A 19428-nucleotide genomic window follows, 5' to 3' on the forward strand; every position below is an offset into this window, starting at 1 on the left:
AGTTGAGGTCGGATGTGATGGGCTAGCTCGCTCCCCAAATGGGGTAGTGCGCGCATTTGTTTTCTATCGCCATGGAGCTGGCACCCTTGTTGCTAATACCTGAATACCCGCTGAGTAAGTGTCAAAAAAATGCGGGCCGCCAGAGAGAGTAGACCATGAGCCAAGGTATTGAATTTAATCGGTTGATGTTGGACATGCGGGCCATGCAAATGGACGCCATGGCCCAGCCTAAATCGGTCGCGGTCCCCCAGGTGGGTGGCAGCAGCTTTTCCGACATGCTCGGTCAGGCCGTCAATAAAGTGAACGATACCCAGCAGGCGTCGAACCAGTTGGCCAGTGCTTTCGAGATTGGCAAAAGTGGCGTCGACCTGACGGACGTAATGATCTCCTCGCAGAAAGCCGGTGTCTCGTTTCAGGCGCTGACCCAGGTTCGCAACAAACTGGTTCAAGCCTACCAAGACATCATGCAGATGCCGGTTTAAGGAAATTATTGAGTCATGGCAGAAGCAGCCGTTGATAACGTTCCAGCCAAGGCCACTCCGGTAGACGGCAAACCGCCGTTGTTCGGCCTGTCCTTCCTGGAAAATCTCTCCGAGATGACCATGCTGCGTCAGGTTGGCCTGTTGGTCGGCCTGGCTGCCAGCGTGGCGATTGGTTTTGCCGTGGTGCTGTGGTCCCAGCAACCGGACTACCGTCCGCTGTATGGCAGCCTGGCGGGCATGGACGCCAAGCAAGTCATGGAGACCCTGGCTTCCGCCGACATTCCTTACACCGTCGAACCCAATTCCGGCGCCTTGCTGGTCAAGGCCGATGATGTCGCTCGTGCGCGCCTCAAGCTCGCCGCGGCCGGCGTGACGCCGACCGACGGCAACATCGGTTTCGAGATCCTCGACAAGGACCAGGGCCTGGGCACCAGCCAATTCATGGAAGCGACCCGTTATCGTCGCGGCCTGGAAGGCGAACTGGCACGCACCATCTCCAGCTTGAACAACGTCAAGGGTGCCCGCGTGCACCTGGCGATTCCGAAAAGCTCGGTGTTCGTGCGCGATGAGCGCAAGCCCAGTGCTTCGGTATTGGTCGAGCTGTATTCGGGCCGCTCCCTGGAGCCAGGCCAGGTGGTAGCCATCGTCAATCTGGTGGCGACCAGCGTACCCGAACTGAGCAAATCGCAGATCACCGTGGTCGACCAGAAGGGCAACCTGCTGTCCGACCAGGCGGAAAACTCCGAACTGACCATGGCCGGCAAGCAATTCGATTACAGCCGCCGCATGGAAGGCATGCTGACCCAGCGTGTGCACAACATCCTGCAACCGATCCTGGGTAACGATCGCTATAAAGCCGAAGTGTCGGCCGATGTCGACTTCAGCGCCGTCGAGTCCACTTCCGAGCAGTTCAACCCGGACCAGCCGGCGTTGCGCAGCGAGCAGTCGGTAAATGAACAACGCACCGCCAGCAATGGCCCGCAAGGCGTCCCGGGTGCCCTGAGCAACCAGCCGCCGTCGCCGGCCAGCGCGCCGCAAACCACCGGTGGCGCCACGGCGGCTGCCGGTATGGTGCAGCCAGGCCAGCCGCTGATCGATGCCAATGGCCAGCAGATCATGGACCCGGCCACCGGCCAGCCGATGCTGGCGCCGTACCCGGCCGACAAGCGTCAGCAGTCGACCAAGAACTTCGAGCTCGACCGTTCCATCAGCCACACCAAGCAACAGCAGGGCCGTTTGAATCGCTTGTCGGTCGCGGTGGTGGTGGACGATCAGGTCAAGGTCAACCCGGCCAACGGCGAAACCAGCCGTGCGCCATGGAGCGCCGACGAATTGGCGCGCTTTACTCGCCTGGTACAGGACGCCGTTGGTTTCGACGCCAGCCGCGGCGACAGCGTCAGCGTGATCAACGTGCCGTTCTCCCTGGAACGCGGTGAAGTGATCGCCGATATTCCATTTTATTCGCAACCCTGGTTCTGGGATGTGGTCAAGCAAGTACTGGGTGTGCTGTTCATCCTGATACTGGTGTTCGGCGTACTGCGTCCGGTGCTCAATAACATCACCAATGGCGGCAGGAACAAGCAGTTGGCCGGCTTGGGTGATGTGGAACTGGGCGGCATGGGCGGCCTGGATGGCGAATTGGCCAATGATCGCGTCAGCCTCGGCGGGCCGCAGAGCATTCTGCTGCCAAGCCCGAGCGAAGGCTATGACGCTCAGTTGAACGCTATCAAGAGTCTGGTGGCAGAAGACCCGGGTCGTGTGGCCCAGGTCGTGAAAGAGTGGATTAACGCAGATGAGTGATAATCGAGCCGCTGTTGCCAAATTGTCCCGGGTCGACAAAGCCGCGATCCTGCTGCTGTCCCTGGGCTCGACCGACGCCGCCCAGGTGCTGCGCCACATGGGGCCCAAGGAGGTCCAGCGCGTGGGCGTGGCCATGGCGCAGATGGGCAACGTGCACCGTGAGCAGGTCGAGCAGGTGATGAGCGAGTTCGTCGACATCGTCGGCGATCAAACCAGCCTGGGCGTGGGTTCCGACGACTACGTGCGCAAGATGCTCACCCAGGCGCTGGGCGAGGACAAGGCCAACGGTCTCATCGACCGGATCCTGCTGGGTGGCAATACCAGCGGCCTGGACAGCCTCAAGTGGATGGAGCCGCGGGCGGTTGCCGACGTGATCCGTTACGAGCACCCGCAGATCCAGGCGATCGTGGTGGCTTACCTCGACCCGGACCAGGCCGGCGAAGTGCTGGGCAATTTCGACCACAAGGTGCGCCTGGACATCATCCTGCGCGTTTCTTCGCTCAATACCGTGCAGCCGGCGGCCCTGAAAGAATTGAACCAGATTCTCGAGAAGCAGTTCTCGGGCAACTCCAATGCCTCGCGCACCACCCTGGGTGGTATCAAGCGTGCGGCGGACATCATGAACTTCCTCGACAGTTCGATCGAAGGTCAGTTGATGGACTCGATCCGCGAATTCGACGAAGACCTGTCCGGTCAGATCGAAGACCTCATGTTCGTGTTCAACAACCTGTCCGATGTCGACGATCGTGGCATCCAGGCTCTGTTGCGCGAAGTCTCGTCCGACGTGCTGGTACTGGCCCTCAAGGGCTCGGACGAAGGCGTCAAGGAAAAAATCTTCAAGAACATGTCCAAACGGGCGGCCGAACTGTTGCGCGACGACCTCGAGGCCAAGGGCCCGGTGCGCGTCAGCGATGTGGAAACCGCGCAGAAGGAAATCCTCACCATCGCCCGCCGCATGGCCGAAGCCGGGGAGATCGTTCTCGGTGGCAAGGGCGGCGAAGAGATGATCTAAGGTCGTTATGTCTGCCAAGAGTGATGAAGCCCCCAGCGACCTGATCCGCGCCCGGGACGTCGGTGGTTTCGACGTCTGGTCGCTGCCCAGCTTCGACCCCCACGTGCCCGAGCCTGAGCCGGCGCCGGTGGAAGAGCTGCCGGAAATGGAGGAGGTGCCGCTGGAAGAAGTCCAGCCACTGACCCTCGAGGAAGTTGAGAGCATTCGCCAGGAAGCCTATAACGAAGGCTTTGCGGTGGGTGAAAAGGAAGGCTTTCACAGCACCACGCTCAAGGTCCGCCAGGAAGCCGATGTGGCGCTGACGGCCAAGCTCCGTGCGTTGGAATCGCTGATGCTCAACCTGTTCGACCCCATCGCCGAGCAGGACACCCAGATCGAGAAATCCCTGGTGGGCCTGGTGCAACATATCGCCAGACAAGTGATCCAGCGCGAACTGGCCATCGATTCGAGCCAAATCGAACACGTTATGCGTGAAGCGCTCAAGTTGTTGCCGTTGGGCGTGGGTAACGTGCGGCTGTACATCAATCCCCAGGACTTCGAACTGGTCAAGGCCCTGCGCGAGCGCCATGAAGAAACCTGGCGTATCGTCGAGGACGCGGCGCTGCTGCCGGGCGGTTGTCGGGTGGAAACCGAACACAGCCGCATCGATGCCACCGTTGAAACCCGTATCAGCCAGATCATGGCCAAGTTGTTCGACCAACTGCACGAACAGGCCCTGCACCCGGCCGCAGCCGATCTGAGCCTGGAGTTGCCGGACGATCCCTTGATCAGTGCCGATGCCGCGCCGGCCGATGTGGAGCTGGAGATGCCTGAATTGGACGCTTCTGTACCGGACAACCGCGATGCGCCTTGAGCGAACCAGCTTCGGTAAGCGCCTGGGCAGCTACGCCGAGGCCAGTGAGCTGGCCGGCCAACCGATCCTGGAAGGTCGCCTGCTGCGCATGGTTGGCCTGACCCTCGAAGCCGAGGGGCTGCGTGCCGCCATGGGTAGCCGCTGCATGGTGATCAACGACGACAGCTACCATCCGGTGCAGGTCGAAGCCGAAGTCATGGGCTTCTCCGGCAGCAAGGTCTTCTTGATGCCGGTGGGCAGCGTCGCCGGTATCGCGCCCGGCGCGCGCGTCGTGCCCCTGGCCGACAATGGTCGCCTGCCCATGGGCATGAGCATGCTCGGGCGCGTGCTGGACGGGGCCGGGCGCGCCCTGGACGGCAAGGGCGGCATGAAGGCCGAAGATTGGGTGCCGATGGACGGCCCGACGATCAACCCCCTCAAGCGTGACCCCATCAGCGTGCCGCTGGACGTAGGTATCCGTTGCATCAACGGTTTATTGACGGTCGGCCGCGGCCAACGCCTGGGCCTGTTTGCCGGTACCGGGGTGGGCAAGAGTGTGCTGTTGGGCATGATGACCCGCTTCACCGAAGCCGACATCATCGTGGTGGGGCTGATCGGTGAACGGGGCCGTGAGGTCAAGGAATTCATCGAGCACATCCTCGGCGAGGAAGGGCTCAAGCGTTCGGTGGTGGTGGCTTCGCCTGCGGACGATGCGCCGTTGATGCGGCTGCGGGCTGCCATGTATTGCACACGCATCGCCGAGTATTTCCGCGACAAGGGCAAGAACGTCCTGTTGCTGATGGATTCGCTGACTCGTTTCGCCCAAGCCCAGCGGGAAATCGCCCTGGCCATCGGCGAACCGCCGGCTACCAAGGGCTATCCGCCGTCGGTGTTCGCCAAGCTGCCGAAACTGGTGGAGCGCGCCGGCAATGCGGAGAAGGGCGGCGGTTCGATCACCGCGTTCTATACCGTGCTGTCCGAAGGTGACGACCAGCAAGACCCCATCGCCGACTCGGCCCGGGGGGTGCTCGACGGTCACATCGTGCTGTCCAGGCGCCTGGCCGAAGAAGGTCACTACCCGGCCATCGACATCGAGGCTTCCATCAGCCGGGTCATGCCGTCGGTAATCAGTGCCGAACACATGAAGCGGGCGCAGCAGTTCAAGCAGTACTGGTCGCGCTACCAGCAGAGCCGTGACCTGATCAGCGTCGGTGCCTATGTGCCCGGCGGTGACCGCGAGACCGACACCGCCATCAGTCTTTACCCGGCCATGGCCGTGTACCTGCGCCAAAGCTTGAACGACAACATCGGCATGGGCGCCAGCGAGGCGCACTTGCAGACTATTTTCGCGCCGGTCTCAGGCACGTAACCGGCCATGGCCACGAGTCGTGCGGCGCGCCTGGCACCCGTAGTGGACATGGCGGAAAAGGCCGAGAAGACCGCCGTCCAGCGGCTGGCGTATTTCCAGGGGCAAGTGGCCGTTGCCGAGAGCAAACTGGCAGACTTGGAGAACTTTCGACTCGAGTACCAGGAGCAGTGGATTGCCCGAGGCAGCCACGGGGTCTCCGGGCAATGGTTGCTGGGTTACCAGGGGTTCCTGGCACAGCTGGGCACCGCCATCGATCAGCAGCGCCAGAGCCTGGTCTGGCACCAGAACAACCTGGAGAAGGCTCGCCAGAGCTGGCAAGAGGCGTTTGCCCGAGTCGAAGGGTTGCGCAAACTGGTGCAGCGTTATATCGATGAGGCGCGACAGTTGGAGGACAAACGCGAACAGAAACTGCTCGATGAATTGTCCCAGCGTCTGCCACGGCAGAACCCCTACTGATGCGAAATGAGGATTTTGTCGGATGAATGAGGCAAAACCTTGCTCAGAGCTGTACCAGATGCTACACCTTGTACACGTATGTCCATGACAAGGAAGCCGATCATGTCAGTCGTTACCGAAGTATCCCCCGATGGGCATAAGCTGACGATTTCGATCAAAGGTCGATTCGATTTCGGGCGGCATCAGGAGTTTCGTGAGTCCTATGAGCGGCTCAATACGAAACCCGAGTCCATCGTGGTGGATTTGAAAGAAGCCACTTATCTCGACAGTTCCGCCTTGGGCATGCTCCTGCTGTTGCGCGATCATGCCGGCGGCGACGAGTCGGATATCCGGGTCGTCAACAGCAGCTCCGACGTCAAGAAAATCCTCGCGATCTCCAATTTCGACAAGCTGTTCGACATCAGTTGATCGCCATGCAATCGTCGTCGGAGCCACTGACGGTCTTGATTGCCGAAGACAGTGCCGCTGATCGACTGCTGTTGTCGACCATTGTCCGCCGCCAGGGTCACCACGTGCTCACCGCGGCCAATGGCGCCGAAGCGGTCGACGCCTACCTGGAACAGCGTCCGCACCTGGTGCTGATGGACGCGATGATGCCAGTGATGGACGGCTTCGAAGCCGCACAGAGAATCAAGCAACTGGCTGGGGACCAATTGGTCCCGATCATTTTCCTCACCTCACTGACTGAGAGCGAAGCGCTGGCCCGTTGCCTGGAAGCGGGCGGCGATGACTTCCTGGCCAAGCCCTACAACCAAGTAATCCTGGCGGCCAAGATCAAGGCCATGGACCGCTTGCGCCGGTTGCAGGCCACGGTGGTGGAGCAGCGCGACCAGATCGCCCGGCACCATGACTATCTACTCAACGAACAACGGGTCGCCAAGGCCGTCTTCGACAAGATCGCCCACTCCGGCTGCCTGAGTGCACCCAACATCCGATACCTGCAATCGCCCTATGCCCTGTTCAATGGCGACTTGCTGCTGGCGGCGTTCAACCCGGCCGGTGACATGCACATCCTGCTGGGGGACTTCACCGGCCACGGTTTGCCGGCTGCGGTCGGTGCGATGCCGCTGGCGGAAGTGTTCTACGGGATGACGGCCAAGGGCTACGGCTTGGCGCAGATCCTGCGGGAGATGAATGCCAAGCTCAAGCGCATCCTGCCAGTGGACATGTTCTGTTGTGCAACGCTGTTGTGCCTCAGTTTCCAGCGTTGCACGGTGGAGATCTGGAACGGTGGCATGCCCGATGGTTACCTGCATGACAGCCTCAGCGGCGAGCGTACGCCTTTGCCGGCGCGGCACTTGCCGTTGGGCGTGCTCGCGCCGCACCTGTTCGATGACCGCACCGAGGTGCATTCGATGTCGCTGGGGGATCGGGTGTTCCTGCTGTCCGATGGCGTAATCGAGACCAGTGACCGCGATGACCGGCCGTTTGGCGTGGAGCGGTTGCAGCAGGTATTTTCGGCCAACCGTGAACCTGACCGTCTTTTTGAGGACATTCAGCAGGCCCTGCGGGATTTTCGCGGTGAGGCCCGTGACGACTTCAGCATGGTCGAGGTGCGACTGGTCGCACCGACGCAACTCAATCCGCCACCACCGGTCTATTCCGATAGCGGGCAGTCCAGCCCACTGGACTGGTCGGTGAGCTTCGAGTTTCGGGCGCAGACGCTCAAGCGCTTCAACCCGATGCCCTACCTGTTGCAGTTGCTGCTTGAGGTCCATGGGCTCAGGGCGCAGAGTGGTGCCCTTTATAGCGTGATGTCTGAGCTCTACTCCAATGCCCTGGATCACGGGGTGCTGGGGCTCGATTCGAGCCTCAAGCGTGATGCGGCGGGTTTTGCTCGCTACTACAGCGAGCGCAATACACGCCTGGATGAACTGAGCGACGGTTACGTGCGGGTGCACTTGCACGTTTCGCCAAACGGCGAGGGTGGTCGCTTGGCCATTGAGGTCGAAGACAGCGGCGAGGGTTTCGATGTCGCCCGGGTGCTGGCACGGCCCGTGGACAGTGATCGGTTGTCGGGACGCGGCGTGAGCCTGGTACGCCAGTTGAGCCATCAGGCCAGTTGGTCAGACGATGGTCGTAGTGCGCGCGTGGAGTTTATCTGGGAGGCTCTGGCATAATTGGTGCCATTCTTGATCAGGGAGCGAACAAGTGAACGAGATTCATCTGGACCGCGACGTGCTCAGCACGTTGAAGGAAGTCATGGAGGAGGGGTATCTGGAGTTGCTGGATACGTTTCTCAACGATTCCGAGGCTCGCCTGCGCGTGCTGCATGAAGCACGGGACGCTGAAAAATTGAGCGCCACCGCCCACAGCTTCAAGGGCAGCAGCAGCAACATGGGCGCCATTCGCCTCGCCGAGTTGTGCGGCGAACTGGAACAGCGTGCCAAGCAGCCGTCATTGGGCGGTATCGAGAACCTGGTCAACGAAATCGACAGCGAGTTCGCCCATGTCCGCAAGCTTTGCCGGGAAGAGCGTGAAGGCTTCCACTGCTGAGATTTGACGGCCGGGCAAACGTTGGCCCGTGCCTTGCATTGCTTAGTCTCGACTGTGCAAATGATTCCAGTGCAGCGGAGACCTTTTTATGCCCGTTACCCCCAATTCACTGCTTCAGGCCTCTGTCCAGGCCAAGCCCAAGGTCGCCGTCAATTCACCGGCAGCGACCCCCGACCTCGGGGATAGAGCCTCCAGCTTCGCTCAAGTCTTCGCCAAGCAGGCCCCGGCCAAAGCCGCAGCGGCCCCGGAGCCCGTGGTGAAATCGGCGCGCGACAAGGCCGCCGATAACACCGTCAAAAAAGACACCGGCAACGAAAGTCCTGCCGCCCCGGAGCCGGCGGTTGCCGATAGCGGCAAACCCTTGCCCGCGGACAAACCCGCCAGCACCGACGACAAGGCTGCCAGCGATACCAGCGCCGACTCGGCTGAAACGCCCGTGGCGGAGGCGGCACCGGTCGATCCAAGCCTTGACCCTGGTGTGCTGCCGGAGATGACGGTGCCGGTCGCGACAGCCCCGGTGGAAACTGCCCCCGTGGCGGTCACGACTGAGGCCCAGGTCGCCACCGCAGTCGCGGCGCCCGTTGTCCCATTGGCCGCCCCGGCCCAGCCTGCAGTCCCGGTCGTCGATCCAACCTTCGACCCACAAGCCGACCCTCTCGACGCATTGCCCGCCTTGCGCTTGGCGATGGAGCAGGGCGGTCATGTTTCCGCTTCCAGCCAGGCGCAGCCCAAGAGCGCTGCCCCGGTGTCGCTCGACGGTGAGCCGACGTCGGCGCAGACCTTTGCCGCCGGTATGGCCAGCATGCTCAGCGTGCAAGCCGATCAGAACAGTACCGAGTCCGGTAGCCAGGGGGGCGACAAGGCCTTCGGCGGCTTGATCAGCGAGGGTCTCAAGGACTTGGGCGCCGCGTCCAGCGACACCCGCGTGGATGATTTCGCCAACCGCCTGGCCGCACTGACCCAGGCCGCTACGCCCAAAACCGCCAACACAGTGCCGGTCAACCAACCTATCGCGATGAATCAGAGCGGTTGGACCGAAGAGGTGGTCAACCGGGTGATGTACCTGTCCAGCGTCAATCTCAAGGCGGCCGACATCCAATTGCAGCCCGCTGAGCTCGGACGCCTGGATATCCGGGTGAACATGGTCCCGGACCAGCAGACCCAGGTCACGTTCATGAGCGCCCACTCCGGCGTTCGTGAAGCCCTCGAAGGCCAGTTGCATCGCTTGCGGGACAGTTTTAGCCAGCAGGGCATGGGCCAGGTCGACGTCAGCGTGTCGGATCAATCCCGGGGGTCGCAGAACCAGGAGCAGCAAGCCCAGCAGCAGGCCCGGGCCGGGCGCACGACGTCATCTGGCGGGCGGGTGGATTCAGCGGATGAAGCTGGCCCCGCCGGCATCGCTGAAGTGGCCGCCAGCACGACCAGCGTCATTGGCACCAGCGCGGTCGACTACTACGCCTGATCCAACGATGCTCACCCCTGTGGGAGCTAGCTTGCTCGCGATAGCGGATTGTCAGTCACTTTTGCAGGGACTGGTTCATCGCTATCGCGAGCAAGCTCGCTCCCACATTGGTTTTTATGGGGACTGAAGATCCTATCTGCCTGTCGTGCTGGGTACTGACACTTCTGGCATAACACTTGCTCCTGCCTTGCCGTGCAACAGTGAAAACCCCGATTAGTGACGGATTATTGGCATGGCGAAGAGTGAAGCAGCAGCTGTAAAAGACCCTGCAACCAAAGGCAAACTCAAGCTGATCATCATGATCGTGGTGGGTTTGCTCCTGGCGATCGGCGTGTCCGTAGGGGCGACCTGGTATTTCATGCACAGCGCTCAGAGCAAGCCGGCAGTGGCGGTCGAGGCTGCGCCGGTGGGCAAGCAGCCGGCGATTTTCGAACCGATGGCGCCCGCCTTCGTGGCCAACTACACCGTGAACGGTCGTCAACGCTACATGCAGGTCAGCATTACTTTGCAAGGTCGCAACCAGGCGGACCTGGAAGCGCTGCGGGTACACATGCCGCTGATCCGCAATAACCTGGTGATGCTCTTTTCCGGACAGAGTTTCGACACCCTGGCCACGCCCGTCGGCCAGGAAATGCTGCGTCAGAAAGCCACGGCCAGCGTGCAGGAAGTGGCTCAGAAAGAGCTCGGCAAAGTGGTGATCGAACAGTTGCTCTTCACTAACTTCGTATTGCAGTAGGAACACGACATGGCCGTGCAGGACCTGCTGTCCCAGGACGAAATCGACGCGCTGTTGCATGGTGTCGACGATGGTCTGGTACAGACCGAAAACGCTGCTGAACCGGGCAGCGTCAAAAGCTACGACCTGACCAGCCAGGATCGCATCGTTCGCGGACGCATGCCGACCCTGGAAATGATCAACGAGCGTTTCGCCCGGTACACTCGCATCAGCATGTTCAACATGCTGCGCCGCTCGGCCGACGTGGCTGTTGGTGGCGTGCAGGTGATGAAGTTCGGCGAGTACGTGCATTCGCTGTACGTGCCCACCAGCCTCAACCTGGTGAAGATCAAGCCGTTGCGCGGCACCGCGTTGTTCATCCTCGACGCCAAGCTGGTGTTCAAGCTGGTGGACAACTTCTTTGGTGGCGACGGTCGTCACGCCAAGATCGAAGGTCGTGAATTCACCCCCACCGAGCTGCGGGTGGTGCGCATGGTGCTGGAGCAGGCCTTCATCGATTTGAAGGAAGCCTGGCAGGCGATCATGGAAGTGAACTTCGAGTACATCAACTCGGAAGTGAACCCGGCCATGGCCAACATCGTCGGGCCGAGCGAAGCCATCGTGGTCTCGACCTTCCACATTGAACTCGATGGCGGTGGCGGCGACCTGCACGTGACCATGCCGTATTCGATGATCGAGCCGGTGCGCGAAATGCTCGACGCCGGTTTCCAGTCGGACCTCGACGATCAGGACGAGCGCTGGATCAACGCCTTGCGCCAGGACGTGCTCGACGTCGATGTGCCGATCGGCGCGACGGTTGCCCGGCGGCAGCTGCGTCTGCGGGACATCCTGCACATGCAGCCGGGGGACATCATCCCCGTCGAGATGCCGGAAGATATGATCATGCGCGCCAATGGCGTGCCGGCCTTCAAGGTCAAGATGGGCTCTCACAAAGGCAACCTGGCGTTGCAGGTGATCGAGCCGATCGAACGCCGCTGAGCGGTGTCAGCTTCTTAAGTTTGTAACGGATTTTACGTTTTTTACTGATTTTTGCCCGCCGAGGACAAATGATGGCTAACGATATGAACACCCAGGATGACCAGGCGCTGGCCGACGAATGGGCTGCGGCCCTGGAAGAAACCGGCGACGCCGGGCAGGCTGATATCGATGCCTTGCTGGCCGCCGACAGCGGTAATCACGGGTCCAACCGCCTGCCGATGGAAGAGTTTGGCAGCGTGCCCAAGAGCAACGAGCCGGTCACGCTGGATGGGCCGAACCTGGATGTGATCCTCGACATCCCGGTGTCGATCTCCATGGAAGTGGGCAGCACCGACATCAACATCCGCAACCTGCTGCAGCTCAACCAGGGCTCGGTGATCGAACTGGACCGCCTGGCCGGCGAGCCGCTCGATGTGTTGGTCAACGGCACCTTGATCGCCCATGGCGAGGTGGTGGTGGTCAACGAGAAGTTCGGCATTCGCCTGACGGACGTGATCAGTCCGAGCGAACGCATCAAGAAGCTGCGCTGAGTGAAAGGTTTCTTCGCCGCAGCGTCGATGCTGCCATTGAGCGTACTGGCGGCCGAACCGGTTGCCACGGCGGCCGTTGCGCCGGTGGCAGGCAGCGGGGTCGCCGGGCAACTGGCGCAACTGGTGCTCGGCTTGCTGTTGGTGCTGGGCTTGATCTTCTTTCTCGCCTGGTTGTTGCGCCGCGTGCAACAGGCGGGACCAACCGGCAAGGGCCAGGTCATCGACATCGTCGGTTCGCGCGCGCTCGGGCCACGCGACCGGCTGGTGCTGGTGCAGGTCGGCAACGAGCAGATCCTGCTGGGCCTGAGCCCGGGCACCATCACCGCCTTGCACGTCCTCAAGGAGCCGGTGCAGGTACCCTCCACCGAGCCGGCAAGCCCCGAATTTGCCCAGCGCCTCATGGAGCTGCTGGGGAAAGACCAGAAGGATAAAAAGTAATGCCGTTGCGCATTCTGTTGGCATTGGCCCTGATGCTGGCCGCACCGTTGGCGTTCGCCGCCGATCCGCTGTCGATCCCGGCGATCACCCTGGGGACCAACGCCGAAGGGGCACAGGAGTATTCGGTCAGCCTGCAGATCCTGCTGATCATGACGGCGCTGAGTTTCATCCCGGCGTTCGTCATGCTGATGACCAGTTTCACCCGGATCATCATTGTCTTTTCGATCCTGCGCCAGGCCCTGGGCCTGCAACAGACTCCCTCGAACCAGATCCTCACCGGCATGGCGCTGTTCCTGACGATGTTCATCATGGCGCCCGTGTTCGATCGGGTGAACCAGGATGCGCTGCAACCGTACCTGGCGGAAAAGCTCAGCGCCCAGGATGCCGTGGCCAAGGCCCAGGTGCCGATCAAGGATTTCATGCTGGCCCAGACCCGCAGCAGTGACCTGGAGCTGTTCATGCGCCTGTCCAAGCGCACCGATATCCCCAGTGCCGACCAGGCGCCGCTGACCATCCTGGTGCCGGCGTTCGTGACGTCCGAACTGAAGACCGCGTTCCAGATCGGTTTCATGATTTTCATCCCGTTCCTGATCATTGACCTGGTGGTCGCCAGCGTGCTGATGGCCATGGGTATGATGATGCTCTCGCCGCTGATCATTTCCCTGCCGTTCAAGATCATGCTGTTTGTGCTGGTGGACGGCTGGGCGTTGATCATCGGTACGCTGGCGGGCAGTTTCGGCGGTGTTTAGGCCTTTTGTGCGGGTAGGACGATATGACGCCTGAAGTAGCGGTAGACCTGTTCCGTGAAGCGCTCTGGCTGACGACCATGATGGTCGCCATCCTGGTGATCCCCAGCCTGTTGGTGGGGTTGCTGGTGGCGATGTTCCAGGCCGCGACCCAGATCAACGAACAGACCTTGAGCTTTCTGCCGCGCCTGCTGGTGATGCTGGTGACGTTGATCGTCGCCGGCCCCTGGATGGTACAAACCTTCATGGAATACATCCTGCAGCTGTACGGCAGTATTCCGCAGTTGATCGGCTGACCCCATGTCGATGCTCGAGTTGACGGACACCCAGATCAGTTCCTGGGTGGCATCGTTCGTCCTGCCACTGTTTCGCGTCACTGCGGTGCTGATGAGCATGCCGGTCTTCGGCACCACCCTGTTGCCCCGGCGCATACGCTTGTATTTCGCCCTGGCGATCACGGTAGTTATCGCCCCCGGGCTACCACCGATGCCGCCGGTCAATGCCCTGGACCTCAGCGCGCTGATGCTGGTGGCCGAGCAAATTCTCATCGGCGCCTTGATGGGATTCTCGTTGCAGCTGTTCTTTCAGGCATTCGTGGTGGCCGGGCAAATCATCTCGATCCAGATGGGCATGGCCTTCGCGTCCATGGTCGACCCCACCAATGGCGTGACGACGGCGGTGATCGGTCAGTTCCTGACGATGCTGGTGACCCTGTTGTTCCTGGCCATGAATGGGCATCTGGTGGTGTTCGAGGTGTTGACCGAGAGCTTTACCACCATGCCAGTGGGCAGTGCATTGCTGGTCAATCATTTCTGGGAAATCGCCGGCAAGCTCGGCTGGGTCCTGGGTGCGGCGATGGTGCTGGTATTGCCGGCGATCACCGCGTTGCTGATAGTCAACATCGCGTTTGGCGTGATGACCCGCGCGGCGCCGCAATTGAATATTTTCTCCATTGGCTTCCCCCTGACCCTTGTACTGGGCATGGTGATTTTCTGGGTCAGCCTGGGGGATATCCTCAATCAGTATCAGCCGCTGGCCACCCAGGCCTTGCAGCTTTTACGCGACATGGCACAGGCACGCTGAGCCATGGCCGAGAGCGAGAGTGGCCAGGACAAGACAGAAGACCCCACGGAAAAACGCCTGCGCGAATCCCGGGAAAAGGGCGAGATCGCCCGCTCCAAGGAGCTGAACACGCTGGCGATCATGCTGGCCGGGGCGGGCGGGTTGCTGATTTATGGCGGCGGGTTGGCCCTGGACCTGCTGGAAATCATGCGCCTGAATTTCTCCCTGCCCCGCGAGGTGCTGCTGTCTCCGGGGGCGATGTCCCAGTATCTGCTGCACTCGGGCAAGATCGCGATCCTGGCGGTGCAGCCGGTCTTGATCTGCTTGCTGCTGGCCGCTTTCATCGGTCCGATTTCCCTGGGGGGCTGGTTGTTCGCCGCCGGGAGCCTGGCGCCCAAGTTCAGCCGGATGAACCCGGCCGCCGGTCTCAAGCGCATGTTTTCCACCTCGGCGCTGATGGAGCTGCTCAAGGCGTTTGGGAAATTCCTCCTGGTCCTGTTCGTCGCGCTGACGGTGTTGCAGGCCGACATCGACGATCTGCTGCGCATTGCCCACGAGCCGCTGGAGCAGGCGATTATCCACAGCGTGCAGTTGGTGGGCTGGAGTACGTTGTGGATGGCTTGCGGCCTGATCCTCATCGCCGCCATCGACGTGCCGATCCAGCTGTATCAGAGCAAGCAGAAGCTGATGATGACCAAGCAGGAGGTGCGCGACGAGCACAAGGATGCGGAGGGCAAGCCGGAGGTCAAGCAGCGTATCCGTCAATTGCAGCGCGAGGTCTCCCAGCGGCGGATGATGGCGGCCATCCCCGATGCCGATGTGGTCATCACCAACCCGACTCACTACGCCGTCGCCCTCAAGTACGACCCCGAAAAAGGCAACGCGCCCGTGTTGCTGGCCAAGGGCAGTGACTTCCTGGCGCTGAAGATCCGTGAGATCGCCGTAGCCAATGAAGTGATGCTGCTCGAGTCCCCGGCGCTGGCGCGATCGATCTATTACTCCACCGAACTCGATCAGGAAATCCCTGGAGGCCTGTACTTGGCCGTGGCCCAGGTATTGGCCTACGTCTACCAGATCCGCCAGCACCGCGCGGGCAAGGGCAAGCGCCCCGAGCCGCTCAAGGATTTGCCGATTCCTCCGGATTTGCGGCGTGATTCCTGAGTGAGCTTTGTTCGCGAAGCATGCTATGTGTCGACTAAGGCTGGAGCTCAAAGGCAGGAAGATTTGCCGATTTGCGGCGTCACTCGAGTCCCGTTCTGTATAAAAGCTCATCCAAAGACGTAGACGGAATCTCTTTCGCTTTTATATCCTCAATTGAAGTCGGGTCGACTCCCGGTAAGCGTCCGGACTTTGCGTCGTGTAGTACTGCGTTGAATGCAAGACGGTGATCAAGTTCTCTGTATGGGGCTTTTGAAATGAGTTGTTCTGCTGCGATCTTATTTTCAATGTGATTTTGAAAGTTAATTTCCGAGTAATTACGTATCGCTTTCTTGTCCTTTATTCTCAGCTGTTGGAACTTGGCTTCGTTGTAATTAGTTAGCTTGGAAAAGGCTAGCTCTTGAAGCGTCGGATTCTTGGGGACTTGTATCTTTTTTTCGACTTCAAATGTGTGAGTTAATTGATTGTCGGTGTTAAATATTCGTCTGGTTGTGGTTGTTTTTAATATGTCATGGCTTTGCTTGCCTATGATGCGTTCCACGACATTTGTATCAATGGTTGTGTGTTGCACCTCGCGCGGAGTCGTGCCAGATCTCGCTTTTGAAAAAAATTTTATAATCCTTGTAAAAAAACCAGCCGTCCCGTTCGGATCTCTCCTGTTTATCGGGTCGCCAGTACAATACGCATAAGTGTTCACACCACCGACGCCAAACGGACTAAAACGATCCGGGCTATTAAATCGCATCAACACCGGGTTAAAAGCCCGATAACCATTTCCCAGCAAATAATGCCCCGTCACCGAGTCTGCTCTTTCTCCATTGAAACCGAGCAGGCTCAGCAAGCCGCCGCCAGCAGGGCGATGGCCATAGGGTGAATAGGCGAAGGACTGCGATTTGTTGGCGGCGAGGGCCTGTAATACCGAGCGATGTTGATCGGTCGCCACCAGCGTTGCTTGTCTTATGTTGCCCAAGGTTTCGGTCAGGGCCAGCAGGTGCTCATCGTGCTGAACAATTGATCGGTTGATGGCGCCTTCGATTTCCGTAGCCAGGCGGGACTTACAATAAAAGCGCTGGACAGGCGCATGAGTTGACACGGATTGGCCGGTGAGGCGATCCAAGGGGTCATAACTGTAAACGCAGAGACGCGTGGCTGGCATGATCGACACTCCGTTCGGATGAGGTCCAAGAGGATTGTCGAGGCTCGACGTAGAAAGGGGAACTGGCAGAACTGTTAGTGGTATTTGCTGCATCCTGCCGATTGCGCCGGATTTGCGGCGTGATTCCTGATGAGCGTAGCGGCATGACCGAGCGGTTAATCTCCCTGGTCCAGGGAATTAACTTCCGGGAGGTTTTAGCAATTTCCGATGGGAAAGACTGCTTCAACGAAGCTTGTATTCCCGAGCCTTGTGGCGAGGGGACTGTTCCCGCTGGGCTGCGCAGCGGCCCTGAGCTTCAAGCGGTTGCTGCGCCCCCGTCTATTCCAAATGCCAATAGAGTGATGCTTGACCCTGGCACTGGCGTAACGTCTATCAGGTCCGCCATCACTGTACCGGCAAGGCAAGCGCCCCGAGCCGCTCAAGGTGATCTGCGAATCCCGCCGGATTTACGGCTTGATTGGTCGAAACTCTCAAAACGTCTAATTTTTTCCCTTAACTTGGCAACATTTTCGAACTTCGCAGGTTGTAGGTAATTAATCATAGCGGGATCAACTCCTGGTAGCTTTCCTTTTTTCGCGTTGCTTAATACGGTGTTGAATATGAAGCGTTCATTGATGGGGTAGCCGGAATGAATAATTCGGTCCCTTTCTTTCTCAAGATGATTGTTGAGATTGGTGTGAGAATAGCGTTCATCGAATGAAATATTTTCAAGTGGTTTGAAGTCGGTTATTTTTGAGTAAGCTATTTCTTTTAATTTAATATTTTTGGAAGTTATTATCCACATATCATTGTGTGTTGTTATGGGGGGCAAGAAGTCGGAGGAGGGTGCGACGTCGGGCGTCCAAGTGTAGTGGTCGTGGTATTTTCGTTGGGTAGTATGAATTATATGAATGTTTGTGTTGTCTGAAAATGACTTGGGGGCGAATTTTAGACTCTCGAACGTGCAGTAGGTGATGAACGACATTTTTTTTTCAAAAACAGCTGTGGGGCCACTGAGCTTATTTGGAGTGCGAAGTAAAACGCCTGCCGTCCCGTTTGGGTCGATCATGTTGATCGGGTCGCCTAAACAATAGGCGTATGGATTTATTCCCCCTTTTTTGAATGGACTAAAACGATCCGGGCTATTAAATCGCATCAACACCGGGTTAAAAGCCCTATAACCATTTCCCAGCAAATAATGCCCCGTCACCGAGTCTGCTCTTTCTCCATTGAAACCGAGCAGGCTCAGCAAGCCGCCGCCAGCAGGGCGATGGCCATAGGGTGAATAGGCGAAGGACTGCGATTTGTTGGCGGCGAGGGCCTGTAATACCGAGCGATGTTGATCGGTCGCCACCAGCGTTGCTTGTCTTATGTTGCCCAAGGTTTCGGTCAGGGCCAGCAGGTGTTCATCGTGCTGAACAATTGATCGGTTGATGGCACCTTCGATTTCCGTAGCCAGGCGGGACCTACAATAAAAGCGCTGGACAGGCGCATGAGTTGACACGGATTGGCCGGTGAGGCGATCCAAGGGGTCATAACTGTAAACGCAGAGACGCGTGGCTGGCATGATCGACACTCCGTTCGGATGAGGTCCAAGAGGATTGTCGAGGCTCGACGTAGAAAGGGAAACTGGCAGAACTGTTAGTGATATTTGCTGCCTTCTGCCGATTGCGCCGGATTTGCGGCGTGATTCCTGAGTCCGGCCGATAGCCGAAAAAGATCGCTCTTGGGTCGTATGCCCCCTGCACCTGTTAGTTCTGACAGTAGACGGACCTCTTCCCTGGTCATCTAATTTGGATACCTCCATTGACTTCATCTCTGCTGTCGAGTGAGGCGAAGCGCGGTGGAGCTGCGTCTGTTCACTGTCGAGGGCACGGGCATGGCAAGGCTAATGTACAAGCATCTTGAAGGCATGAGCCTGGAGTTTCTTTCAGGAACGGTGGAGGCAAATGCTGGCGAGCGGGCCATCCGCTGTTCGTTCACGTTCGACATGAGGCTCGACTACACGCGCTTCGTGAAGCTGGCGAACGAGTACATCCCGGGCTATCTGGACAGCCCGATCAACGCTATCCGGCCTGAGTTGGAAGGTTTGGCCTACCACGTTTCATTCAATTATCTGGGCGGCGCGGCGGGCAATATCGGCAGCAACGCTGCGTTGTTCCGTCTCTTCGTCAATCCCAATGATTACCAGAACAATTGGTCAAGTGGCGAGCTGCAAAGGCGCTATGGCAAGCCTGAATTTGAAATCTTTGGTTCGCGCTTGCGCATGAACGCGCGCACAGACTTTCGATGGGAAGATCCCAAGCGGATGATCGAAATCGCCGATTTGCCGATCATTTGGTTCCAGTGGGCCCTGGGACTGATGGAGGGACATGACGTTTCGCCTGATTCGCCGCCCTCTGATACCAAGGCGCCTGCGACGAAAGTCGTCGGCATGTATCCCAGTGACGAACTGGTTGATATCGGAGAAGGGCTTCAGATCTTCAAGGGCATGCGATATGTCCGGGGCTCAACGCTGAATTTTGGTCGAATTCTGCAGGAACAGATGCTTATAGCGTAGTGATCGGCATGGCGTGGTGGGTCGTCAGCCTCTGACAGGCGCCATTGCGCCATCGCGAGCAAGCTTTGCTCCCACAGCCTGCGTGCAACGCTTCTATGCCAGCCTCCGGCGAAAGTTGGAAGGCTTCTTGCAATACCCCGTCTGCGCCCCCTTCGGGCGTCAAAAGTTTGCTTCAC

21 protein-coding genes are annotated in these 19428 nt (G+C 59.3%); 19 read left to right on the forward strand and 2 right to left on the reverse strand.

The annotated features are described in order from the left end of the window. Nucleotides 1–155: 155 nt before the first annotated feature. From fliE to flhB, 18 genes are all read left to right on the forward strand, one after another. Nucleotides 156–482: a flagellar hook-basal body complex protein FliE gene (gene fliE, locus AB7M32_RS12310; RefSeq protein ID WP_454250055.1), complete on the forward strand. Its 327-nt coding sequence runs from the start codon at nt 156–158 to the stop codon at nt 480–482. 15 nt (nt 483–497) lie between these two features. Further along, the gene (gene fliF, locus AB7M32_RS12315) at nt 498–2282 is read left to right on the forward strand and encodes a flagellar basal-body MS-ring/collar protein FliF (RefSeq protein WP_072408524.1); all 1785 of its coding nucleotides are present in this window, start codon (nt 498–500) and stop codon (nt 2280–2282) included. Next, complete coding sequence (gene fliG / locus AB7M32_RS12320; RefSeq protein ID WP_003199086.1) at nt 2275–3294, forward strand: flagellar motor switch protein FliG; 1020 nt, start codon at nt 2275–2277, stop codon at nt 3292–3294. Before fliF ends, fliG begins: the two co-directional genes overlap by 8 nt. A gap of 7 nt (nt 3295–3301) precedes the next feature. Next, nucleotides 3302–4147 carry a flagellar assembly protein FliH gene (gene fliH / locus AB7M32_RS12325; RefSeq protein WP_454250056.1) on the forward strand — a complete coding sequence of 282 codons (846 nt, stop codon included), beginning with the start codon at nt 3302–3304 and terminating at the stop codon, nt 4145–4147. Continuing rightward, on the forward strand, nt 4137–5495 hold the full coding sequence (gene fliI / locus AB7M32_RS12330; protein WP_003199089.1) for a flagellar protein export ATPase FliI: 1359 nt from the start codon (nt 4137–4139) through the stop codon (nt 5493–5495). The genes fliH and fliI overlap by 11 nt, the downstream gene beginning before the upstream one ends. Before the next feature lie 6 nt (nt 5496–5501). Next, the gene (gene fliJ, locus AB7M32_RS12335) at nt 5502–5951 is read left to right on the forward strand and encodes a flagellar export protein FliJ (protein WP_053182982.1); all 450 of its coding nucleotides are present in this window, start codon (nt 5502–5504) and stop codon (nt 5949–5951) included. Between the two features lie 102 nt (nt 5952–6053). Then, nucleotides 6054–6359 carry an STAS domain-containing protein gene (locus tag AB7M32_RS12340; RefSeq protein WP_192259455.1) on the forward strand — a complete coding sequence of 102 codons (306 nt, stop codon included), beginning with the start codon at nt 6054–6056 and terminating at the stop codon, nt 6357–6359. Between the two features lie 5 nt (nt 6360–6364). Then, complete coding sequence (locus AB7M32_RS12345; RefSeq protein WP_454250057.1) at nt 6365–8071, forward strand: SpoIIE family protein phosphatase; 1707 nt, start codon at nt 6365–6367, stop codon at nt 8069–8071. Between the two features lie 31 nt (nt 8072–8102). Beyond that, nucleotides 8103–8447, forward strand: a complete 345-nt coding sequence (locus tag AB7M32_RS12350) for an Hpt domain-containing protein (RefSeq protein WP_053178502.1) — start codon at nt 8103–8105, stop codon at nt 8445–8447. Between the two features lie 88 nt (nt 8448–8535). After that, nucleotides 8536–9909: a flagellar hook-length control protein FliK gene (locus AB7M32_RS12355; RefSeq protein ID WP_454250058.1), complete on the forward strand. Its 1374-nt coding sequence runs from the start codon at nt 8536–8538 to the stop codon at nt 9907–9909. 232 nt (nt 9910–10141) lie between these two features. Then, a complete protein-coding gene (gene fliL, locus AB7M32_RS12360; protein ID WP_060738644.1) occupies nt 10142–10645 on the forward strand; it encodes a flagellar basal body-associated protein FliL in 504 nt (167 codons plus the stop codon). Nucleotides 10646–10654: 9 nt separating this feature from the next. Next, the gene (fliM, locus tag AB7M32_RS12365) at nt 10655–11623 is read left to right on the forward strand and encodes a flagellar motor switch protein FliM (RefSeq protein WP_053120288.1); all 969 of its coding nucleotides are present in this window, start codon (nt 10655–10657) and stop codon (nt 11621–11623) included. 71 nt (nt 11624–11694) lie between these two features. Continuing rightward, nucleotides 11695–12153, forward strand: a complete 459-nt coding sequence (gene fliN, locus AB7M32_RS12370) for a flagellar motor switch protein FliN (protein ID WP_072408512.1) — start codon at nt 11695–11697, stop codon at nt 12151–12153. After that, complete coding sequence (fliO, locus tag AB7M32_RS12375; RefSeq protein ID WP_454250059.1) at nt 12154–12591, forward strand: flagellar biosynthetic protein FliO; 438 nt, start codon at nt 12154–12156, stop codon at nt 12589–12591. After that, on the forward strand, nt 12591–13340 hold the full coding sequence (gene fliP, locus AB7M32_RS12380) for a flagellar type III secretion system pore protein FliP (RefSeq protein ID WP_212797038.1): 750 nt from the start codon (nt 12591–12593) through the stop codon (nt 13338–13340). The genes fliO and fliP overlap by 1 nt, the downstream gene beginning before the upstream one ends. A gap of 23 nt (nt 13341–13363) precedes the next feature. Continuing rightward, a complete protein-coding gene (gene fliQ, locus AB7M32_RS12385; protein ID WP_038858957.1) occupies nt 13364–13633 on the forward strand; it encodes a flagellar biosynthesis protein FliQ in 270 nt (89 codons plus the stop codon). A gap of 4 nt (nt 13634–13637) precedes the next feature. Continuing rightward, nucleotides 13638–14420, forward strand: a complete 783-nt coding sequence (gene fliR / locus AB7M32_RS12390; RefSeq protein ID WP_454250060.1) for a flagellar biosynthetic protein FliR — start codon at nt 13638–13640, stop codon at nt 14418–14420. Between the two features lie 3 nt (nt 14421–14423). Beyond that, entirely contained in the window at nt 14424–15560 is a 1137-nt protein-coding gene (gene flhB, locus AB7M32_RS12395; protein WP_454250061.1) for a flagellar biosynthesis protein FlhB, read from the forward strand. 79 nt (nt 15561–15639) lie between these two features. Here flhB and AB7M32_RS12400 read toward each other — a convergent pair whose 3' ends face one another. Together AB7M32_RS12400 and AB7M32_RS12405 are read right to left on the reverse strand one after the other, a co-directional pair. After that, nucleotides 15640–16713, reverse strand: a complete 1074-nt coding sequence (locus tag AB7M32_RS12400) for an RHS repeat-associated core domain-containing protein (RefSeq protein WP_454250062.1) — start codon at nt 16711–16713, stop codon at nt 15640–15642. A gap of 418 nt (nt 16714–17131) precedes the next feature. Continuing rightward, on the reverse strand, nt 17132–18259 hold the full coding sequence (locus tag AB7M32_RS12405; RefSeq protein ID WP_454250063.1) for an RHS repeat-associated core domain-containing protein: 1128 nt from the start codon (nt 18257–18259) through the stop codon (nt 17132–17134). 276 nt (nt 18260–18535) lie between these two features. Here AB7M32_RS12405 and AB7M32_RS12410 point away from each other — a divergent pair, with 276 nt between their 5' ends. Continuing rightward, complete coding sequence (locus AB7M32_RS12410; RefSeq protein ID WP_454250064.1) at nt 18536–19252, forward strand: hypothetical protein; 717 nt, start codon at nt 18536–18538, stop codon at nt 19250–19252. The last annotated feature ends 176 nt before the right edge of the window (nt 19253–19428 follow it).

It is taken from the genome of Pseudomonas sp. R151218B TE3479, assembly GCF_053629195.1.

What these genes read in the sequence shown, in the direction of transcription:
- fliH (WP_454250056.1), top strand. Translation starts at nt 3,302, where the DNA reads ATGTCTGCCAAGAGTGATGAAGCCCCCAGCGACCTGATCCGCGCCCGG.
- fliI (WP_003199089.1), top strand. Translation starts at nt 4,137, where the DNA reads ATGCGCCTTGAGCGAACCAGCTTCGGTAAGCGCCTGGGCAGCTACGCC.
- fliP (WP_212797038.1), top strand. Translation starts at nt 12,591, where the DNA reads ATGCCGTTGCGCATTCTGTTGGCATTGGCCCTGATGCTGGCCGCACCG.
- fliR (WP_454250060.1), top strand. Translation starts at nt 13,638, where the DNA reads ATGTCGATGCTCGAGTTGACGGACACCCAGATCAGTTCCTGGGTGGCA.
- fliJ (WP_053182982.1), top strand. Translation starts at nt 5,502, where the DNA reads ATGGCCACGAGTCGTGCGGCGCGCCTGGCACCCGTAGTGGACATGGCG.
- AB7M32_RS12405 (WP_454250063.1), bottom strand. Translation starts at nt 18,259, where the DNA reads ATGCCAGCCACGCGTCTCTGCGTTTACAGTTATGACCCCTTGGATCGC.
- fliE (WP_454250055.1), top strand. Translation starts at nt 156, where the DNA reads ATGAGCCAAGGTATTGAATTTAATCGGTTGATGTTGGACATGCGGGCC.
- AB7M32_RS12345 (WP_454250057.1), top strand. Translation starts at nt 6,365, where the DNA reads ATGCAATCGTCGTCGGAGCCACTGACGGTCTTGATTGCCGAAGACAGT.
- fliF (WP_072408524.1), top strand. Translation starts at nt 498, where the DNA reads ATGGCAGAAGCAGCCGTTGATAACGTTCCAGCCAAGGCCACTCCGGTA.
- fliN (WP_072408512.1), top strand. Translation starts at nt 11,695, where the DNA reads ATGGCTAACGATATGAACACCCAGGATGACCAGGCGCTGGCCGACGAA.
- fliG (WP_003199086.1), top strand. Translation starts at nt 2,275, where the DNA reads ATGAGTGATAATCGAGCCGCTGTTGCCAAATTGTCCCGGGTCGACAAA.
- AB7M32_RS12400 (WP_454250062.1), bottom strand. Translation starts at nt 16,713, where the DNA reads ATGCCAGCCACGCGTCTCTGCGTTTACAGTTATGACCCCTTGGATCGC.
- AB7M32_RS12355 (WP_454250058.1), top strand. Translation starts at nt 8,536, where the DNA reads ATGCCCGTTACCCCCAATTCACTGCTTCAGGCCTCTGTCCAGGCCAAG.
- fliL (WP_060738644.1), top strand. Translation starts at nt 10,142, where the DNA reads ATGGCGAAGAGTGAAGCAGCAGCTGTAAAAGACCCTGCAACCAAAGGC.
- AB7M32_RS12340 (WP_192259455.1), top strand. Translation starts at nt 6,054, where the DNA reads ATGTCAGTCGTTACCGAAGTATCCCCCGATGGGCATAAGCTGACGATT.
- fliM (WP_053120288.1), top strand. Translation starts at nt 10,655, where the DNA reads ATGGCCGTGCAGGACCTGCTGTCCCAGGACGAAATCGACGCGCTGTTG.
- fliQ (WP_038858957.1), top strand. Translation starts at nt 13,364, where the DNA reads ATGACGCCTGAAGTAGCGGTAGACCTGTTCCGTGAAGCGCTCTGGCTG.
- flhB (WP_454250061.1), top strand. Translation starts at nt 14,424, where the DNA reads ATGGCCGAGAGCGAGAGTGGCCAGGACAAGACAGAAGACCCCACGGAA.